At 38.7% G+C, this 19593-nt stretch carries 20 protein-coding genes; 2 read left to right on the top strand and 18 right to left on the bottom strand.

Translation table 11 applies throughout. From position 1 onward, the window contains the following. Window positions 1–50 precede the first annotated feature (50 nt). The 17 genes from hutU to NG55_RS02965 form a co-directional block, all read right to left on the bottom strand. Window positions 51–1727: a urocanate hydratase gene (hutU, locus tag NG55_RS02890; protein ID WP_016542108.1), complete on the bottom strand. Its 1677-nt coding sequence runs from the start codon at window positions 1725–1727 to the stop codon at window positions 51–53. Between the two features lie 238 nt (window positions 1728–1965). Continuing rightward, window positions 1966–2547 (bottom strand): HutD/Ves family protein, encoded by a 582-nt coding sequence (locus tag NG55_RS02895; RefSeq protein ID WP_065342264.1) that lies wholly within the window; start codon window positions 2545–2547, stop codon window positions 1966–1968. Next, complete coding sequence (hutC, locus tag NG55_RS02900) at window positions 2544–3296, bottom strand: histidine utilization repressor (protein WP_004654214.1); 753 nt, start codon at window positions 3294–3296, stop codon at window positions 2544–2546. The genes NG55_RS02895 and hutC overlap by 4 nt, the downstream gene beginning before the upstream one ends. A 380-nt stretch (window positions 3297–3676) precedes the next feature. Then, entirely contained in the window at window positions 3677–3928 is a 252-nt protein-coding gene (locus tag NG55_RS02905) for a hypothetical protein (RefSeq protein ID WP_016660085.1), read from the bottom strand. Window positions 3929–4135: 207 nt separating this feature from the next. Beyond that, window positions 4136–4399 carry a hypothetical protein gene (locus NG55_RS20955; RefSeq protein ID WP_065342265.1) on the bottom strand — a complete coding sequence of 88 codons (264 nt, stop codon included), beginning with the start codon at window positions 4397–4399 and terminating at the stop codon, window positions 4136–4138. A 9-nt stretch (window positions 4400–4408) separates the two neighbouring features. Then, complete coding sequence (locus NG55_RS20460) at window positions 4409–4573, bottom strand: hypothetical protein (RefSeq protein ID WP_228704141.1); 165 nt, start codon at window positions 4571–4573, stop codon at window positions 4409–4411. Between the two features lie 115 nt (window positions 4574–4688). Beyond that, the gene (locus tag NG55_RS02915) at window positions 4689–4964 is read right to left on the bottom strand and encodes a hypothetical protein (protein ID WP_065342266.1); all 276 of its coding nucleotides are present in this window, start codon (window positions 4962–4964) and stop codon (window positions 4689–4691) included. Window positions 4965–4967: 3 nt separating this feature from the next. After that, window positions 4968–5210: a hypothetical protein gene (locus tag NG55_RS02920; protein WP_065342267.1), complete on the bottom strand. Its 243-nt coding sequence runs from the start codon at window positions 5208–5210 to the stop codon at window positions 4968–4970. A 36-nt stretch (window positions 5211–5246) separates the two neighbouring features. Then, window positions 5247–5510, bottom strand: coding sequence for a hypothetical protein (locus NG55_RS02925; protein WP_065342268.1), 264 nt, complete (start codon window positions 5508–5510; stop codon window positions 5247–5249). A 1-nt stretch (window position 5511) separates the two neighbouring features. Then, window positions 5512–5775, bottom strand: a complete 264-nt coding sequence (locus NG55_RS02930) for a hypothetical protein (protein WP_065342269.1) — start codon at window positions 5773–5775, stop codon at window positions 5512–5514. 9 nt (window positions 5776–5784) lie between these two features. Then, on the bottom strand, window positions 5785–6015 hold the full coding sequence (locus NG55_RS02935; protein WP_065342270.1) for a hypothetical protein: 231 nt from the start codon (window positions 6013–6015) through the stop codon (window positions 5785–5787). A 79-nt stretch (window positions 6016–6094) separates the two neighbouring features. Beyond that, the gene (locus tag NG55_RS02940) at window positions 6095–6367 is read right to left on the bottom strand and encodes a hypothetical protein (protein WP_016542105.1); all 273 of its coding nucleotides are present in this window, start codon (window positions 6365–6367) and stop codon (window positions 6095–6097) included. Window positions 6368–6370: 3 nt separating this feature from the next. Beyond that, window positions 6371–6637, bottom strand: a complete 267-nt coding sequence (locus NG55_RS02945) for a hypothetical protein (RefSeq protein WP_065342271.1) — start codon at window positions 6635–6637, stop codon at window positions 6371–6373. Window positions 6638–6649: 12 nt separating this feature from the next. Continuing rightward, the gene (locus tag NG55_RS02950; RefSeq protein WP_065342272.1) at window positions 6650–6913 is read right to left on the bottom strand and encodes a hypothetical protein; all 264 of its coding nucleotides are present in this window, start codon (window positions 6911–6913) and stop codon (window positions 6650–6652) included. A 9-nt stretch (window positions 6914–6922) separates the two neighbouring features. Beyond that, window positions 6923–11899 (bottom strand): RHS repeat-associated core domain-containing protein, encoded by a 4977-nt coding sequence (locus NG55_RS02955; protein WP_065342273.1) that lies wholly within the window; start codon window positions 11897–11899, stop codon window positions 6923–6925. Window positions 11900–11969: 70 nt separating this feature from the next. Beyond that, complete coding sequence (locus NG55_RS02960; RefSeq protein ID WP_081408950.1) at window positions 11970–15059, bottom strand: type VI secretion system Vgr family protein; 3090 nt, start codon at window positions 15057–15059, stop codon at window positions 11970–11972. Window positions 15060–15333: 274 nt separating this feature from the next. Next, window positions 15334–16389, bottom strand: a complete 1056-nt coding sequence (locus NG55_RS02965) for an aromatic ring-hydroxylating oxygenase subunit alpha (protein WP_065342274.1) — start codon at window positions 16387–16389, stop codon at window positions 15334–15336. Between the two features lie 165 nt (window positions 16390–16554). Here NG55_RS02965 and NG55_RS02970 point away from each other — a divergent pair, with 165 nt between their 5' ends. After that, complete coding sequence (locus NG55_RS02970; protein ID WP_065342275.1) at window positions 16555–17487, top strand: LysR family transcriptional regulator; 933 nt, start codon at window positions 16555–16557, stop codon at window positions 17485–17487. Between the two features lie 127 nt (window positions 17488–17614). Continuing rightward, window positions 17615–18565 (top strand): allantoinase PuuE, encoded by a 951-nt coding sequence (gene puuE, locus NG55_RS02975; RefSeq protein WP_065342276.1) that lies wholly within the window; start codon window positions 17615–17617, stop codon window positions 18563–18565. A gap of 240 nt (window positions 18566–18805) precedes the next feature. Here the strand turns inward: puuE and NG55_RS02980 are convergent, their stop codons facing one another. Next, window positions 18806–19453, bottom strand: a complete 648-nt coding sequence (locus tag NG55_RS02980; RefSeq protein WP_065342277.1) for a DUF5710 domain-containing protein — start codon at window positions 19451–19453, stop codon at window positions 18806–18808. Between the last annotated feature and the right edge of the window lie 140 nt (window positions 19454–19593).

The following is a 19593-nucleotide window of genomic DNA, read 5'->3' on the forward strand; positions in this document are numbered from 1 at the left end:
TACGATGCTGGATGCACAATTGCAAAAAGCATCGTAATGTCCTTGTCTGTTTATTGTGTGATCATTGGCAAGTTCAAGCCTTGCTCTTTGGCACAATCAATCGCAATGTCATAACCTGCATCGGCATGACGCATCACCCCTGTTGCAGGGTCGTTGGTCAGTACACGTGCAATACGTGCTGCTGCTTCATCGGTGCCATCACACACGATGACCACGCCTGAATGTTGCGAGAAGCCCATACCTACACCACCGCCGTGATGCAATGACACCCAAGTCGCACCGCCTGCCGTATTGAGCAAGGCATTTAATAATGGCCAGTCAGATACAGCATCTGAACCATCTTTCATTGATTCTGTTTCACGGTTTGGACTCGATACTGAACCTGAATCCAAATGGTCACGACCAATCACGATCGGTGCTGAAAGTTCACCACTACGCACCATTTCATTGAATGCCAAGCCCAATTTTGCACGTAAGCCTAAGCCCACCCAGCAAATACGTGCTGGTAAACCTTGGAAGCTGATACGTTCACGCGCCATATCTAACCAGCGATGTAAATGTTCATCATCTGGAATGAGTTCTTTTACTTTGGCATCTGTCTTATAGATATCTTCTGGATCACCTGAAAGTGCCGCCCAACGGAATGGACCAATACCGCGGCAGAACAATGGACGGATATAAGCAGGAACGAAGCCTGGGAAATCAAAGGCATTTTTTACGCCTTCGTCTTGTGCCATTTGACGGATGTTGTTGCCATAATCAAAGGTCGGAACACCCATTTTCTGGAAATCCAACATCGCTTGAACGTGCTGCGCCATTGATTGTTTAGCCGCTTTGACCACCGCTTCTGGCTCAGTTTTAGCGCGCTGACGGTACTCTTCCCATGTCCAGCCAATTGGTAAATAACCATTTAACGGATCATGTGCGCTGGTTTGGTCAGTCACCATATCTGGGTGTACACCGCGACGAACTAACTCAGGTAAAATTTCAGCGGCATTGCCATGCAGTGCAATCGAAACTGCCTTACCTTCTTTGGTGTATTTTTCAATACGCGCCAAAGCATCATCTAAATCAGTTGCTTGCTCATCGACATAACGAGTACGTAAACGGAAATCAATACTGGTCTGTTGGCATTCGATATTAAGTGAACATGCACCTGCAAGTGTTGCAGCTAAAGGTTGTGCACCACCCATACCACCTAAACCAGCAGTCAACACCCAACGACCTGTTAAATCACCGTTATAATGTTGACGACCTGCTTCTACAAAAGTTTCATAAGTGCCTTGTACAATGCCTTGGCTACCAATATAAATCCAAGAACCCGCTGTCATCTGACCATACATTGCAAGACCTTTGGCATCCAATTCATTGAAATGCTCCCAAGTTCCCCAATGTGGTACAAGATTCGAGTTCGCAATCAAAACACGCGGTGCATCTTTATGCGTTTTAAATACGCCAACAGGCTTACCTGATTGAACCAACAAGGTTTCATCTGTTTCTAAGTTTTTAAGCGTTTCAACAATTTTGTCAAAACATTCCCAGTTACGTGCAGCACGACCGATACCACCGTAAACAACAAGCTCTTTTGGATTTTCTGCAACATCAGGGTCAAGATTGTTCATCAGCATGCGTAAAGGCGCTTCTGTTAACCAGCTTTTTGCATTGAGCTTTGTACCACGTGGTGCGCGAATTTCTACATCACGAAATTTTGTTGTCGTTGTTGTCACAATCGGACTCCTTCCATTGAGTTTGAATCAGCAAATTAACCTGCTTTACTGTATAGCAATGTATTAACTTGTATATACATCCATATACTACACAAAACTTTTATCTTGAAAAGATGCTTTTCAATTCTTTTATGAAAATAATTTACAAGTTTATGAAATAAATGGATTTATTTTTATATTAGCAATAAAAAACACATACAACCTGAGGCTGTATGTGTTTTAAGAAAATGTGAAAAACTTAATTTTTTGTAAGTTCGATTAGACAAGCTCGCTGTAAACGTTGTGATTTTAAAACCAGTTTTTTCAATGATTTTGGCTGCTGAATTTGAAGACTTTCATGCTGGGCTAAACAGAAAATCTGTTGCTTTACTTCAATTTCTAATGATTCTTGACTGTGATTAAAAATAAAAATCAGATCGGCTGTACTGAAAATTTCAGTAATAGTCGTCTCACACATCCATTGATAGCGAGAATTCCATTTTTCAGGATTATAAATCAGATTAAAGTCCCGAATCGGCCCATTGCTGAGTTCACAACTGGTCGTGCTATCCCCGCTAAATTGTGCGGACTGTAAGGTTTTCAGATGTTCAGTATCATCGTCAATATTCAGTATGATGCCAGCACCTTCCAATACTGTGAGGATGCGCTGCATGCCATTAAACTTGGAAAAATCACCTGAAGTTTTGACATCCGCCATGGAAATACGCCAATCAAACGTATCCAGACTATCACCGTCACTTCGGGCAAGCTCAATGGTATTACCTGCGCCATTCTTCCACAGCATCTGCTGATAATCAGCTGTGCCTAAGTGTTGAATCATTGAGTAAATTTACCTTCCAGATAATAACGACTACCGGGATAGATCAATCGCGCACTAGAAATAAGTTGTTTATTCGACCATGTTCGACGACGAATCAATAGACATGGTTCAGTCTTATTGATTTTCAGCCATTTGCATTCTTGTGCGGAAGCCAAAATTGCTGTCACCACATGTTCGCCTTCGGTCACAGGTGCTTTCGACATTAAATATGCATTGGGTGTAATACTTTTAAAATCTTGTGCCAAGTAATCTGGAATCAACATCGGATCGACCAATCGATCTTCAATCTGTACTGGCACATCATTTTCATAATGCACAATGATCGAGTGAAAGAGCTTTTGTCCTTCTCTAATCTGCATCAACATGCTTTGTTCCGCATTGGCCTGAATCTGTTCCAGTACCAAGACTTCGGCATGGTGCTTATGATTTCGGGCAATGATTTCTTCGGCAATATTATTGACATGAAATAAAGCAGTACGTCCTTGCCCTTCGGCAACAAAAGAACCAACACCTTGGATACGTACTAATAAACCTTCACTGGTCAGTTCGCGTAAGGCACGGTTCACGGTCATGCGGCTACAGCCGAGTAAATTGACCAATTCACTTTCTGAAGGAATCTTTTTATTGACCGTCCATGTTCCTTCATAGATTTTTTGCGAAATCATTTGTTTCACACGTAAATACAAAGGAACAGGACTGTCTTCTTCTAAAGACAAATCTAAATCGTTTTGCTTTGTCGCTCTTGACATTGGCTAAAACTCATACTAAATACTATAAGTCATAGTATATTGAATTTAGCGAAATTGTATATACAAGCCTATACAAATAAACAATTTAGGCCAAATAACATACAAAGCATTCCGTTTTGTCCTTAAAAACATACAATCTGTTTTAGCTTATATGATTTTATGATGTGAGTCTGATCAGCATCGGCAATGTATTAACTTATCGGGATGAGATTTAATGATGTTGCTTGCATCATGAACAATATTAATGACCTCAAGAAAAGTCTTATCTTTATTCAGCTTATGTCTGAAAATAGGCAAATTTTTGTATAACTTGAGATAAAGAACATTCTTCAGTCCTCCTACTATATACATAAAAAATCTTTCAAAATAATTATCTAATTTCAAAAACTTGATTGAATATATGCTCTTATAACAGACCACAAAAAAATAGCTGTGGACCCAACTAATATATTCAAAATTATTTTAACGATATTTGATAAATTAGAGTTATATAGTTTTAAGTTAAGTAGATAAGCGATTCCTCCTAAGCCACCTCCAACGGCTCCACCAATGAGGACCAAGATAAGCGGCCAACCACACATCACATACACTTTAAATTTTAATTTTTTCTTACTAGATGAAACATCGTCCATATCAAAGTTACCTAATCAAATTTTCTCATAGATTTTTTCTAAAAACACTCTACCTAATTTTTCCAAAAATCTAAATCATGGAAAAAGAATACGTTTAGAAACTAAAAAACTGGTGTAGCCATCCAGCTATGCTCACAAGGGGGTTATGAAGCTTTAAAATTGGCTATAAATACACTCATAATCATTTCAACTAGAATGATTATAATTTTATTTCCTTCTATCGACATAATTAAAAAAAACCTCTATTAAAAATAACAAAATAGAACCTAACAGACCTAAAACAAAACTAACTATTAAGGCAAATTTTAATGAAAATTCATTACCATTAAAAAAAGTAGAAAATAATCCCATAAAAAAAATTGTTGCCATAATTAAAATGCCACGCGCAACCGCGCTAATAATTGGATGTTCTGAAGCCTTAAAATTAGCTATAAATACACTCATTATTATTTCAACTAAAATCGTTAACATTATCTCACCTTATTTTTTACTTTGTTCGTCTTTAGGAGCCGTTGCTGCTTTCACTGCACGTGAACTCGCTTGACCTATTACCTGTTCATTGGCAAATATAAGAAATCCAGATGCATTGTTTTTAATAAAACTTCCTGCTTTGGGAGCGTTTAATGCAATGCTACTCCAACCCACTTGACCAAAACCAGCTGCCGCAGATGTATACTTACCTTTAATATATTTAGAATTATAAAAATTTAATCGCCTTACTTAATAAAATCCCTTTCATTACTATAGATTCAATCTAAATCTACTTTTTGTCTTTTTCTACTTGATGATCAAACCATACACATAACATAAAAAACAATGATACTATTAATCCTATTCCCAATGAAAGGAAGAAAAAAATTACTGTTTGTGAAAGTGACAATCTATCATTATTTAAATAACCACTTATCATTGCTAAAATAAAACCCGCACCAGCTAAAATTATTCCTTTAACAAAGCTCATTTGATATGGATGTTTTTCTGACTCATAGTTCGAGACAAAAAATGCAATAATTACCTCTGCAAGAATTGTTAACATAATTTATTTCTCCTTCCTCCAAATACAATCACATGAAACTTCAATTAAAAAAATAAGTATAGTTCCAACACCTCCTCCAATAAAGCCAACTAATAATGTAAAAAATATAAAAAACTTCCAATCATTTATTATTGATGAAAATAATGCTATAAAAAAACCTGCAATCATAATTACAAAACCACGGGCAACAACATTAATAATTGGATGTTCTGAAGCCTTAAAATTAGCTATAAATACACTCATCATTATTTCAACTAAAATCGTTAACTCAACAGAGTCTTTCTACTTATTTCTATCTATGTAGTTAAAGAAAATCTCAATTATGAGCGCTAAAATGCTAATTACTATACCACCTACAATACTTATACTAAGGGCTAATCCAATTGAACTTTCTTTATTATCCGAAAAATCTGAAAAGATCATTAAGAAAAACATCACAATAGCAATTATAATCCCCCTTACCACTACATTAATAATTGGATGTTCAGAAGCCTTAAAATTGGCTATAAATACACTCACAATTATTTCAACCAGTATGGCTAACATTTTATTTTTTTCCATCAATATAATTAAAAAATATTTCTATAAAATAAATTAAAAAGCTAACAATAAAACCAACTATAAAACTAATCTTAAGCCCCCAAATATAAGGAATTTCATTGCCCTCCAGTACACAAGAAAACACCCCTATACAAAATCCAACAACCATGATTATAAAACCACGGGCAACAACATTAATAATTGGATGCTCTGAAGCTTTAAAATTGGCTATAAATACACTCATCATTATTTCAACTAGAATGGTTAACATATTTTCACCTTATTTCTTACTTTGTTCGTCTTTAGGGGCAGTTGCTGCTTTCACTGCACGTGAACTCGCTTGACCTATTACCTGTTCATTGGCAAATATAAGAAAACCAGATGCATTGTTTTTAATAAAACTTCCTGCTTTAGGAGCGTTTAATGCAATGCTACTCCAACCCACTTGACCAAAACCTGCTGCTGATGTACTCGCCCCCCAAGCTCCCGTAACCGCACTAGTTGCCGCCACACCACCTGTACGAACCAGATTGATATCGGTTATAATTTAATTATTTCTATAAAACTTATTTATTAAAAATTATAATTCTTTATTTTTTACCAAAATCTGTTCTCTCTAACCATCTGAAAAGTGAAAAAAATAGAAACATTATTAAACCTAATCCAAATGAAAGTAAAAAAAACAAAACTTGCTGAGGAAAACTCATTAGATTACCTTTGATTAAATCTAAAATATTGCCAATGACAAATGCAAAAAATCCAATGACCATTCCTTTAACAAAACTAGTTAAATATGGATATTCTTCTGACTTATAATTAGAAACAAAAAATGCAACAATTACCTCTGCAAGAATTGTTAACATAATTTATTTCTCCTTACCCCATATATAATCACAGATAAACTCAATTAAAAACACTAAAATACTAATAACTAGCCCTCCTACAAAACCAACCATCAATGTGAATCCGACTGAAATTTCTCGCCCATTTACAAGGGAAGAAAACAATCCAATAAAAAAAATTGTTATCATAATTAAAATTCCTCTTACCACTATATTTATTATAGGGTGTTCAGAAGCCTTAAAATTAGCTATAAACATACTCATTATTATTTCAACTAAAATCGTTAACACAACAGAGTCTTTCTACTTATTTCTATCTATGTAGTTAAAGAAAATCTCAATTATGAGCGCTAAAATGCTAATTACTATACCACCTACAATACTTATACTAAGGGCTAATCCAATTGAGCTTTCTTTATTATTCGAAAAATCTGAAAAAATCATTAAGGAAAACATCACAATAGCAATTATAACCCCCCGAACAACAACATTAATAATTGGATGCTCAGATGCCTTAAAGTTGGCTATAAATACACTCATTATTATTTCAACTAAAATCGTTAACATCATTTCACCTTATTTTTTACTTTGTTCGTCTTTAGGGGCAGTTGCTGCTTTCACTGCACGTGAACTTGCTTGACCTATTACCTGTTCATTGGCAAATATAAGGAAACCAGATGCATTGTTTTTAATGAAACTTCCTGCTTTAGGAGCGTTTAATGCAATGCTACTCCAACCCACTTGACCAAAACCAGCTGCCGCTGATGTACTTGCTCCCCAAGCCCCTGTAACCGCACTTGTTGCTGCCACACCACCTGTACGGACCAGATTAATATCAGTTATACAATTACAACTGTATGCTTGTAAGCCCGCATCCATTCCGCCTCCAACCAAAGCTGAAACTCCTGCAGCCTTACCAACAGTTCCAGCCGACAAACCTGCACTAGGCAACGTGGCACCATTACCAAGATAAGGTGCAGCTTTCCGCGCAATCGGTGCAGCAACCGCTCCTCCGCCTGTTGCTGCCCCAGCCACAACATAAGGCCCATATCCAGCAACGACAGCAGCTCCTAAAACAGTATTATTAATCGCACCCTGATTTCTTAAATCTCTGCGTAATGCAGGGTCTTTCGCAAAAGCACTCATGGTATTCGGAAATAGATTCCCCAATAAACCAGGACTTGGCGTCGGTTTATTATTCATGACAGGGAAATCATTGCGCCCCATACCGCGTGCAACTTTGGCTTGCTCATTGGTATTGCGCTGGCGCTCTACAATCGGTGCATTCCTACGGTTAAAATCTTGAGAGTAACGCTCATATTTTGACTGATTCGCATTCTTATTTTTCTCTGCCATCAACCCCATTGGGTCAACCCATTGATTTGGATCACGGACATAAGCTGAGGTATGGATTCCACCCTCTAGACCCAACGGGTCTTTACTAATATAACAAGCACTGAATGGCTCATAATAGCGATGCCGGTTGTAATGTAAGCCTGTTTCCTGATCAAAATACTGACCTTGGAATCTCAGATGAGTATGTTCAAATGGATTATCTGGATGAAACGCTTTTACATTGAGTGTCTTGCCCCAAGTATTCAGGGTAATTTCCCAAACAGCCTCTCCACGCTCATTTGTTAAACATTGCGGTGTGCCAACCTGATCACAATGATAAAAAGCAACTCGTTCCAGTTCGGCTCTATTGACTCTCGTATCATTTTTCCAGAGTGGATCTTTTGCAATGGAATAAGCCTCGGTCTGATAGCGCTTGTAATCAGGTGTTTCAACCAAACGGATAAAATTTGAGTAACCAGTTTGAAATAAGGGTGTAAAACTATTGGGTTCATAGACATAATGTTTGGTATAGCTTTTCCCTGTTTCGAAATTCTGCTCTGCCTCCCAAGTCATCACATCGCCCTCCCAACCAAATAAAGTCAGGCTGTTTTGGTTTTTCTTAAATAGACGACGACCAAAGACATCATAGCCATATTCAGTAATTTTCCCATTATGGTCACTCTGGATTAATCGATTCAAGTGATCCCATGTCAATTTGAGTGACTTCCCTTTTTGTTGTAGTTCGATCAAATTTCCTCTGGCGTCATATTGATAATATCTCCCTTGGTATTGTCTGATCAGATTATTATTGACTTGGGTTTGACCAGACTCGATCAAATTACCTGCTGGGTCAAAATTAAAGCGCTCAGTATTAAAAGGACTTAAACTCGTTATTAAACGACCAACAGGATCATACTGATAGTTAAATTTTCCCAATCGGCTATCATCTATTTCTGTAATTAGATAATTTTTATCATATTGATAATGGCGCTCAGCGTGATATTTGGCTGTAGAAAGTTGATTGAAAGAATCTGAGTCTTGCTCAGTATCAATACGCTGTGAACAAAGTAATCCAACCTGATTATATTGCTTGGTTTGAATTAACCCATTGGCGAGTAAACGCACACGTTCTCGATGAAGACCATCTCGCTGAAAAGCTACCATTTCCTGTTTATTAAAGGCGATCCCATAAACATGCCCAGCCCCATAATTTAAATGGGTTTGAATTTGCCCATCGGGTCGAATCGTTTTGATTAAATGTCCCAATTCATCATATTCATAACGCAAGACTGCTGTTAATGCTGGATGATCTGGTATTTTATAATGTTGATGTTCTCTGACCAATTGCCCTAAAGCATCATAATAAAGATCAATTTGGCTGAGACCATTACTTACTTTACTCAACTGCTGATTTAAATTGTATTCAAAAGTCTCTGTATAAGGTTGCCTTGTTTCCAGATCAATATAATCTTTAGATGCAATGTGTCCATCTGCATGATAATAGAACTGCGTCTGGATATTCGATTGCTGAATCTGGAAAAGTTGTCCATTTTCATTATAGATAAAATGTTTTTCTTCACCATCAAACGCTTGTTCACGAATAAGCTGACCATAATGATTATAGTCAAACTGGTACACCGCTTGATTTTGATTGAAAAGCCTGTGAATACGCCCTTTTTTATCCCATTGGTAACGTATCTGATCATGATTAGCATCAACCCGACGTTCAAGCAGCCCCACAGCATTATATTGATATCGTGTGATTAATCCCTTGGTATCAGTATGTTTAAGTAGGCGACCTTCTTCATCATGTTCAAAATGCTCGTTCAACCCATCAGGGTAAACGATCGTTTGCAACTGCCCCTTATCTTTACCCTGTGTACTATATTGATATTCAATACGTTGCTCTTCAGCAGACTGTTGTGATTTGAGCTGACTTGTTTCATCATAGTCCCAATGACTGCTTTTCCCTGAGCAGTCTGTATAAGACAATATTTGTCCTAAATCGTTATATTTAAATTTTTTTGTTCCACCTATGGCATCGGTTAGTTCTATCAGTTGGTTATCGTTATTGTATTTATATTGAGTCACCAGCCCTTGTGGATTAATTTCTTTGCTCAAATTACCTTGCGTATCATATTCACGCTTCCAAATATTTCCTTCGGGGTCTTTAATTTCGCTTAGATGCCCTTGCACATCGTAAGCAAAACGAATCACACCACCATTTGGCTGTATAATCTTTGCCAGTTGACCAAGATCATTATATTCCTGCTGAGTTTCACGTCCTTCAAAATCGATCTGTCGGGTAATCCGTTTTTGCTTATCTCGGGAATACCACGATTCCCGCCCATCAGCTAAGCGGATACGATAGGTAAAACCATGAAGGTCAAAATAATAATACGTCGGTGTATCATAAGCATCAAAAACAGTGACTTGCCTTAAACGGGGATGCCATTTTAGTGTGGTATGAAAACTGCCATCATCTGCCCACTCTTCAATGGCTCTTGCAGTTGCAGCGGTTGAGTCATAACGAATATTGTGCCCACGTCCAGTACGATCCGTATAACGTGTTAGTTGATGAGCATGATTATATTCATACTGACGGAAATAGCCATTTTGATCATAAGCCTTGACTAAATTACCTTTTATATCATATTCATAACGAGCTAAAGGTTCAGGTTGTTCATCTACAAATATAGCTATAATTTTGACTTGATCATTAAAAGCAAACTTGAGTGTTTGCTTGGCTCTTTTAAATTGAAAATCTACAGCCTGTAAATATGCAAGTTGATTAATCAACAGATAATTGAACTGAATACGTTCTTCTGTTTTTTGATTCAACTGTTGAATCAATTGATAGCTTTTACCTTGATTAAAACTATGAAAATAAAGATCCCAGTCTGTACCAACGTTTAAAATTAAGTCTCCATCTTCCAACGGCTCTATGCTAAAGCGCTCAAAAGGCATGCTATAGCGACTCGTTATAATTGAAGATGGGAGTTGGTGTTTACGCCCCATTGCATCAATAAACAAATAACCTTGCGTATTTTGTGTAATCACATAAGAAAAGGGGGTTATCCATCGTGCTCCTATCATCTCGAGATCTAAGCCATCTCGTTGTGAATTATATTGACGACTAAAAGTAAAATCGATTTTAGTTAAATAGAAATCAATATCTTGGATTTGTTCCGTTCCAATCGAGTAACGAATACTATTTTCAGATTGCGAATCCGTACCTGAACATGGAGGTGCATTGATTGCATCTATCTGTAAACTTAAAAACTCTAAAATATCCCCATTGGTATGTTGTTCATGTTCTCCAGTTTGGTTGGCAGGTACACTCGCATTTGTTTTTTTGTTTTGAGTTTGGATTGTGTTTAAACATTCTTGTATTAACCAAGCCAAGGTATATTTTTGATCTACATTTGCTTGTTGTTGCAAAGCACGATCTAAAGTCGTAAGTGCTTGTGTTACGCCCTGAATGAGCGAGCTACCCTTTTGAGTTTCGATTTTTGTACTTATGTCCGTTTGAGTTGGGGCCTCTAATAAATGGATTAAAGGGACTGCCCAATTCGTAAATTTAAGCTTAGGGTCTCTTTTTTCCGCACTTACGCCAGTCGCTATAATCTTTTTTTCAAATGACGTTCCCGATGGGGCTGTGACAAAACTTTGTAAAATTGTGGTGGCTAAAACACTGGCTTGCTCTAACAACTCAGGAAGCTTCATTTGTGTTTCATGCAAGAATTTTTCTAAATCCCCCGCAATCATGGCATTCAAGTGCAAACTCAAACGTTTAATTTGTGCTGATGTAATTTTGCCATTCTCAGAATATAAACTATCCGCCATTAATCCAAGCATCGGACGTAAGGCCATACGCACATGCGCTTGATGATAAGGCTCCACAAATAAACCGATTAAGTTTGCGCCAAGTATTGCAACTTGCTGAACACCTACATCTCCACTCTCTGTTTCTCTTGTATAGTGCAATAAGCCTAAAATACTCTCAGTCAAAGCAAAAATATTTGCCACTGTTGGGATATTTGCACCACTTTTTAATTGTTGAAGACTGGTATTTCCATAAACATTTAAATAATGCTGGATTTGATTTGCAGTCATTTGCAAATCCGCCACATCTGTAATACTTTCTAAGTTAAAAATAGCCAGTTGAACTACAGATTGTCTTTGTTCTTTGATCTGTTCAATATTTTTTGTCGTCATAAAACTAAAACCTTTTATTTATGCGGACGCATCTTTGTCATAGAGCTTTTTTAATTTGATAATTCGTTTTTTATCCATCTTGTACGGAACTTTTGGGGTTTATTCCGATCTGTTTCATCATCATGATCTGATCAAGGGATAAATTGGCATTAAGTTGAGATGAAATGGCACTCAGAACATAATGACTCGTCTGATCTTTAAATTGCGCGATGGTCTGCTGACCTAAATCCTGTAATGCATGTTTACCCATTTCTTTGAGATTACTGATCTGGCCTGAGAATAATTGAGTTTTTAGTTGTGACATCATATTTTGTCCTATGCCATCAAGTGCATTCTGTACATGAGCCGTTATTCCACTAATGATTTCATCTGACCATGTATAATCACGCTCACTAAAATGACTTTTCTCTTCCCAAGCACTTCGCAGATCTCGTTCAAACTCAACTTTTGCAGGGCCGGGTGCAATACCAGTTACAACTGCATATCCATTTTTATCCAGTCTTCCTAACACCTGTTTACCGAGTGAATCCAAAACTTTAAAGCTCGTATCTTGAAAGAAGTCTTGCCCACCATAACTTTTCAAAAGTTCAAGTGCACCTTTTAATGGTTTTGCCTGTGGGAGTTGGGCCATTTGATTTGCACTCTCACCCGCCATAAACATATGCTGCCCTGCCTTGCTCTCAAACTTCCCCCCAGTTTTCGGAAAAATACCCGAACCATTTAAAGCAATTTGTGAGGATGCTCCTGTAATTAACACCTCTTTAGGGCTGCTAATTTCAATCCGATCTTCAGTTGACGCAATGCAAACTCCAAGTTTTGCCAATACATCCAATGCGCTGGATTGGGCCTGAATACTAAACTTTCCCTGTGCAGCCACAAGATTAAAATTTCCCTGAATTGCAAATAAACTGACTTTATTTAAGGCATGACCAATGAAGTTTTTTTGTGTGCTCAGGTTGATACTGTTACCTGCGAATTGATTGATTTGCCCATCTGCAGAGACATGAATGTCCTCATTACTGCTTAGGCCAATGCCTGCTGGTGAATTGAGTAATAAAAGTGATTTTTTAAAACTTGCTACATTTTTTTCTAAGTACTCAGCGAATGCCTTTAACTGTTCAACTGATTCAATTTCATCAGTCTGTTGGTTCTTAGCAACTTCACTTAGAGCTTGGGCATTATTCAAACTACTTGTTAGTTGTATCTGAGTTTCTTCGGTATCTAAATGTTCACCTTGACCTTGATCCTGTTTATAGGTGGAAACGAGAAGACCCTCGCCTGCACGTACTGCACCCCATTGGTCGGTGCGTAACTCGAAACCTTCGCCGCGGTCTTCACTTTCAGCCTTGTCTTTAGGATGACTGAGTTTACCCAGATTCAGTTGGCTGGCGGCATGACTGCTTTGTAGTTGAGCACTGATCTGTCCTGTGGTGTCATCAAAGCGTAGTTGGTTAAAACCTTCACCTTGAACTTCTTTGGACTTAATCCCTGCCAGTTTCTTGGTGTCTGGCAGCTTACCTACTTGATCAAACTTGGTCGGGCTACGCTGGCCTTCATGAATTCTTCCCACTACAAAGGGACGGTCAATATTGCCATCAAAGAAGTCAATCACCACGATTTCTCCAATACGTGGTAAGAAACGTGCACCATAGCCTTCACCTGCCCAAGGGGTCAGTACATCAACCCAAGCTGAGTCCGTGTCATTGTCATTGGCACCCGCACCACCATCGTGGCTATGGTCATCGTTACGGGTAAATAGGAAACGGACTTTAATCCGCCCCCATTCATCCACATGAATTTCTTCGCCGCTTGGCCCAACCACTTTGGCACGTTGCGGTGAGGCTGTTGGACGGTGTTGTAAGGGATTAAATTCGGGTACGGTTTTAATGCTGCGGCGTTGTAGTGTCAGTTGATTGGCTTGGCGTTCTTCTGTGTTATTAGATTGAGTGAGCTGCCAATTGCTTTGTGCTAATAATTGATTGATCTGCTGATGTAGATCTTTAGGCAAATTGTTTTGGTTATAGAAGTTTTTGCCTGTAATCAGGAATTCTTTATCGCTGCCAGCATGTTGATCAATTTCAGGATGTTCAACCAATTCAAACCAGTAACCCACATGCGTGTCGCGGACAGTGGTATCGGCGATAAATTGCTTGGATTGTAAGTCGTAATATTGACCGAGATTCTGATTCAGTTTTTCAATTTGTGCATTGCCCGATGCGGTTGCACCATCTTCACCATTCAGGTCTTGCATCCATGCCGGTGAAAAATGCCATGCCTGTTCCAGCCCTAAACTGGCATTGTCGTATTGAGCACTGTGTTTATGTGTGCTCTGCACACTGCCTGCGCCATCTTCTTGTTCCAGTACATCGGCTTGCCAACGTTGTACATGCACGCTGCTTGGTTGTAAGCTGCGTTGCCCGACCAAACTGGTCATGCTGTCATATTGCTCTGTAGCACTGCTGCGGTGGTAACGAATCGTTCTTCTGTCTAGCGCTTGGTATTGGCTATTGTCATCAATCAAGCGTAGTTTTTGCGGCTGAATCGCGACACTGCTTTGCGGAACAATTCGCTCGGCTTCATCAATTAACCAGCTAATCCCTTCGCTACGCATCAAAGATGTTAAAAACTCTTCATCTGATTGATTATATTGCATAATAAAAGGACGGATATCGTAATCTTGACGCAGTCCACCTAAGTCCAAAGTTAAGCTTGACGCAAATAAGGAACTCTTTTGCTGCCACTCCTTGAAGATAAGTTGCACAACATCAGGTACGCTCTTGTTCATAAACACACGGCTGTTACGGCGTTGTTTCCACAATGCGGTGGGATCTTCTAAAGTCAGCTTATAGACAGTTAGGCTACCATCCGATTGCCCTTGTAAGGCTTGAGTAATAATCCCTGTGACACGGGTCAATTGTCCATTATCGGTCACCGTATCAATTGCCGCTTGGCTGCCAATAAATTGTTTAAGTGGAATGGTCGCATTGGTCGATAGACAGATCAGTTCTGCCTTAAATCCGTCATTCAGTTGATGCTGTCCATCAATACGCTGTAGGAAGACTTGAGTATTTAAATCTTGATTGGAAAACTGAATATGGATTGCACGTTTTTGTGCTGTAAGGCCGAGACTCTCTAAAGCTTGATAGATATTATTCAGCATCTGTACATAGAATATTTGATTAAATTTAATGCATATTAATCAGAATGCAATTTTATCGTCCATACAATTCTGTCTATTCATATAAGATTGTCATAATGTGTTTAGCATTTTAATATTTCATGTTGAAAATATATTTCTAACTCGTAATAGTTTTCGTATCTAAGATTTAAAAATAGAGTGCTAACACATAAATTATGTATTCTTATCTTTCTCCCATTTCAACCCTTACTTTTCTAAGTATATTATCCGTTTCTAGCTAAAATGGGATTGAAGTCTATACCGTATATCGTTTGCTTAACCCCCACTCCGCCAAGATACGGCGATACATGGTCGAAGAACGGTCAGCTTCAAAATGCGCTTCCATACTAATATCTAGAGGTAATTCTTCTGGCTTTTGCGCCTCTACCATCTCTTGATCTTCGGCAAAAATCTGCGCATTAAAATCATACACTGCCTGTAAATCACCTGTGGTATCAAAATTACGGGTTAACGGTACAAATAAACGGGTCTTATTATGCGAGATGGGACAACAGGCATTTAAAATCTTGAGTACCCCGTCATTCGGAAAATGAATGGTCAGCACGGCTGAAAATGGCGGATAAACATCAAAGATCCGTTCCCATAAAAAATCATCGGGTGCTAAATGCTGCATGCCATGCGGATAGTTGCTGACATTGCTGGTGTAGTTTGTATGCAAGCCATAATCGGTGCGTTCAGTCGAATATTTAGGTACCACCGGATTATCTCGATCGGCAAAAGCCTGATGATGCACCCAAGCAAAATGTGCCACATCAATAAAGCCTTCCAATTGACGACCACTTGAACCTGCAATATCGACTGACGGCGGCAAGATGGCTTGATGTGCCGCACTCTCCCATGTCTCTAACACGGGAAAATTCGCCAAACTTTCATCTCTGCCGAGAATACTGGTCCAGACCAATCCATATTTTAAAACAACAGGAAACTTGGTCAGGGAAAAACGCTCCGAGATTTTAGTTAAATCAGGTTGGGCTGGAATTTTAGTGCATTTGCCATCCTCATTAAAATGAAGTCCATGATAAGGACAGATCAAAGTGTCTCCCTCAACCCAGCCTTTACTCAAAGGCACACCACGATGTGGGCAAATATCTCGAGCCAAGTGAATCTGCCCTGTTTCGGTCTTATACAAAGCCAGGTTCATATCCAATAAGGTCACTTGCTGCGGTTTACTGCTCACATCTTCAATACGTGCCACGGGATACCAATGTTGTGCAAGAATCTGCCAATCCTGATCATCAAATTGGCTATGGCATGGCTTATTTGGAAGATTGATGAATGGAATTGCGTTCATATCCTGTGCTCGTGATTTCGTCTTTCCGCTGTTGTTTGTAGTGTGGAATAGATCATTATTTTCGTCTATTAGAATGATTTACATGACTCATTCTAAAAATTAGAACAGTCTAGGCACTAAAATTGCTTTTGTATTGAAACCTGCTTTATCTCAAGTGAGTTTACAATGGCGCTGCCATTTTCACGTTTTGCCGATTATTTTATTGCCGTTGCCAAAACAGGCAGTTTAAGAAAAGCGGCCGATCAACTGTTTATTTCTGTCTCCGCCGTGCATCGGCAGATCGTGCTGGCAGAAGAAGAACTCGGCGTGGCTTTATTTGAACGATTACCCAGTGGACTCAAGCTGACTTTGGCTGGCGAATTACTCTATGCCGATCTACGCAGCTGGCAAAAAGAGTTTCAAATCACCCAGAAACGTTTGAATGAAATCCAAGGCATACAACGCGGTTCAATTGATTTTGGGATGATTGCAGCACTGAGTGAAAGCTTTGTCAGTGCGGTGATGCAGTCCATTATTGAGCAATATCCGTGGATTAATTTTAAGGTTCGTGTCTTGGACAGTGATCGTATCGCGGATCTGGTGATCAATGCTGAACTCGACTTTGGTTTGATTCTGAACCCTAAACATCAGCACCAATTACAAATCAGCGCCTTTATTGAAATGCCCTTGGGTTTCGTGATTCCCAAACAGCATCCTTTAGCCCATAAAGAAAAAATCTACTTCTCCGATACACTGGAATTCAATCATATTATTCCCGCCGAGCCTTTGGTCATTCATGACCATGTTACGGCCTTATATAAAAAGCAGGACTTTCACCCACGTCATACTATCGAGTGCAATGATATCCATATGATGATCTCCTTGCTCAGACAAAACTTAGGCATCAGCATTATGAGTTATCTGGATGCAGCCCCTTATATTGAAAATGGTGAGTTTGAATTTAGAGCAATCAATGACCATGGCCTACATCCAATTACGGTAGCACTTTGTGTTGCACCAAAACGGCAACTTTCTCGGATTGCGCAAATCATGATGAATCAAATCATTATCGAGATGGAAGCACTAAAATCGCGCATGTTAAAGAACATTCATCAATAACATGGTACTTTTGCACCAAAATAAAACAAACAAGTTGTTGATTTAAATCAATATAATGTTTGACACTCAAAGATTTAATCGGGTAAGTTGATGTGAAGATTCACCTTTTTACGATTTAGGCATTGCTATGGTTTGGCCCAATACAGACACTCATTTAACAGCAGATTATCCACGTGATATGGTCGGTTATGCCGATCACCCCCCCCATGCCCAATGGCCCAATCAAGCGAAAATTGCGGTGCAGTTTGTGCTGAACTATGAAGAAGGTGGTGAAAAACATATTTTGCATGGCGATGAAGGATCAGAGCAGTTTTTGTCTGAAATCAGTGGTGCAGAAAGTTATCCTGCGCGGCATCTTTCGATGGACTCGATTTATGAATATGGCTCACGGGTCGGTTTTTGGCGCATTCAGCAGGAATTTGCCAAACGCCAATTACCCATGACCATTTTTGCTGTGGCAATGGCTTTGCAACGGAATCCATTGGTGGTCGAAGCGATCAAACAGCATCACTATGATGTGGTATCGCATGGCTTGCGCTGGATTCATTATCAAAATATGGATATTGAAACTGAGAAACAACATATGCATGAAGCCATGCATACCCTCAAAGATTTGTTTGGTGAAATGCCAACGGGTTGGTATACAGGCCGCGATAGCCCCAATACCCGTCAGTTATTGGCGGAATATGATCAGGTGCAATATGACAGTGATTATTACGGCGATGACTTACCTTTTTGGACAACACTCCGCAATGCAGCGGGTGCAATCCGTCCGCATTTAATTATTCCCTATACACTTGATACCAATGATATGAAGTTTGCGTCTCCTACGGGTTTTAATCGTAGTGAGGATTTTTTTGAATATTTAAAAGATGCTTTTGATGTTCTCTATGCAGAGGGAGCAACTCATCCGAAAATGTTGTCTATTGGTATGCATTGCCGCATTTTAGGACGTCCTGCCCGCTTTAAGGCGCTGCAACGCTTCTTGGATTATGTACAAAATCATGATCGGGTCTGGATTTGTACCCGTCAGCAGATTGCCGAGCATTGGTATAGACATCATCCTTTTCAAGCTTAGGCTTTTTAAAACGTCATCACGTGTAGTATATCCGATTTAAACAATTTTTCCAAAGGAAATAAGTTCTAAGATACTCCTTTAAAATAAGGAGATGATCAGGATGAAAGTACAATATTTTGCAGCGAGTACACTAGATGGATTTATTGTGTACTCGCTCAAATATAACCTGACAGCCTTAATCAAACTTCAATAACTTTAAGTTCAGGTATGCGCTAGGACATCTTATTTCTTATCCTAAACTCAGGTTAATGTAGATATAATCTTCATTAATGGAAAAATATCATCCATATTGGAAGTGACATTTCCATAACCATCTCCATTACCAGCAAATGGTTCATTTATTTCTAATAATGTTATGAGTTCTGCAGTTTCTGAGTAAATTGGAAAGAATATAGCATCTGATTCACTATGCAGCTCGAAGTCACCTTGTTTCATACCGCAATGTTCACAGTGATTCATCCAATACGACGAATTAATAGTTTTACTGAAATCAGAGAAGTATTTCGTCGTTACAGCTTTTAGTGCTCGCTCAGCATTAGGAGTTACTTCCTTTAGATAGCTAATAAAAGTATGCTGATCATGCACATTACTTACCCATTCTAGTTCATCTTCATCATCCTGATATTCTCGGAATATAGCATTTGCTGGAACAGCAAAACAATAAACGGAGGTAAGTTCTGCACATTTCCAACAATTGCAATTTGATATTGCAATATAAAATTTGTCTGCTTGAATGTTATAATTATTTTGTGGTAACCATTTTTGGAATGCTATTGGAGATATACCTTCTGGCACATACCAAACTTTATTTTGAACATCCCATTTGGCACCAAGTGATTTGGCTTGATCTTTCTCAGCAAAGGGTACTTTTAAATCCGTTCTTGCCATTTTTTTATCCTTTTAACCCATAATATCGATCCTAGTTTTCAGACATTACTAAAATCTGAGCTGCATTACTAAGAAGAATATATCATAGCTCTAATATTTTTAGCTGATCAAAAAAGTGATTATACAAGAGCTATCGCTTT

The sequence above is a fragment of the Acinetobacter gyllenbergii genome, from assembly GCF_001682515.1.
Taxonomy (GTDB): domain Bacteria; phylum Pseudomonadota; class Gammaproteobacteria; order Pseudomonadales; family Moraxellaceae; genus Acinetobacter; species Acinetobacter gyllenbergii.

What these genes read in the sequence shown, in the direction of transcription:
- NG55_RS02895 (WP_065342264.1), bottom strand. Translation starts at nt 2,547, where the DNA reads ATGATTCAACACTTAGGCACAGCTGATTATCAGCAGATGCTGTGGAAG.
- hutC (WP_004654214.1), bottom strand. Translation starts at nt 3,296, where the DNA reads ATGTCAAGAGCGACAAAGCAAAACGATTTAGATTTGTCTTTAGAAGAA.
- NG55_RS02905 (WP_016660085.1), bottom strand. Translation starts at nt 3,928, where the DNA reads ATGGACGATGTTTCATCTAGTAAGAAAAAATTAAAATTTAAAGTGTAT.
- NG55_RS20955 (WP_065342265.1), bottom strand. Translation starts at nt 4,399, where the DNA reads ATGTTAACGATTTTAGTTGAAATAATAATGAGTGTATTTATAGCTAAT.
- NG55_RS02915 (WP_065342266.1), bottom strand. Translation starts at nt 4,964, where the DNA reads ATGTTAACAATTCTTGCAGAGGTAATTATTGCATTTTTTGTCTCGAAC.
- NG55_RS02920 (WP_065342267.1), bottom strand. Translation starts at nt 5,210, where the DNA reads ATGATGAGTGTATTTATAGCTAATTTTAAGGCTTCAGAACATCCAATT.
- NG55_RS02925 (WP_065342268.1), bottom strand. Translation starts at nt 5,510, where the DNA reads ATGTTAGCCATACTGGTTGAAATAATTGTGAGTGTATTTATAGCCAAT.
- NG55_RS02930 (WP_065342269.1), bottom strand. Translation starts at nt 5,775, where the DNA reads ATGTTAACCATTCTAGTTGAAATAATGATGAGTGTATTTATAGCCAAT.
- NG55_RS02940 (WP_016542105.1), bottom strand. Translation starts at nt 6,367, where the DNA reads ATGTTAACAATTCTTGCAGAGGTAATTGTTGCATTTTTTGTTTCTAAT.
- NG55_RS02950 (WP_065342272.1), bottom strand. Translation starts at nt 6,913, where the DNA reads ATGTTAACGATTTTAGTTGAAATAATAATGAGTGTATTTATAGCCAAC.
- NG55_RS02955 (WP_065342273.1), bottom strand. Translation starts at nt 11,899, where the DNA reads ATGACGACAAAAAATATTGAACAGATCAAAGAACAAAGACAATCTGTA.
- NG55_RS02960 (WP_081408950.1), bottom strand. Translation starts at nt 15,059, where the DNA reads ATGCTGAATAATATCTATCAAGCTTTAGAGAGTCTCGGCCTTACAGCA.
- NG55_RS02965 (WP_065342274.1), bottom strand. Translation starts at nt 16,389, where the DNA reads ATGAACGCAATTCCATTCATCAATCTTCCAAATAAGCCATGCCATAGC.
- NG55_RS02970 (WP_065342275.1), top strand. Translation starts at nt 16,555, where the DNA reads ATGGCGCTGCCATTTTCACGTTTTGCCGATTATTTTATTGCCGTTGCC.
- puuE (WP_065342276.1), top strand. Translation starts at nt 17,615, where the DNA reads ATGGTTTGGCCCAATACAGACACTCATTTAACAGCAGATTATCCACGT.
- NG55_RS02980 (WP_065342277.1), bottom strand. Translation starts at nt 19,453, where the DNA reads ATGGCAAGAACGGATTTAAAAGTACCCTTTGCTGAGAAAGATCAAGCC.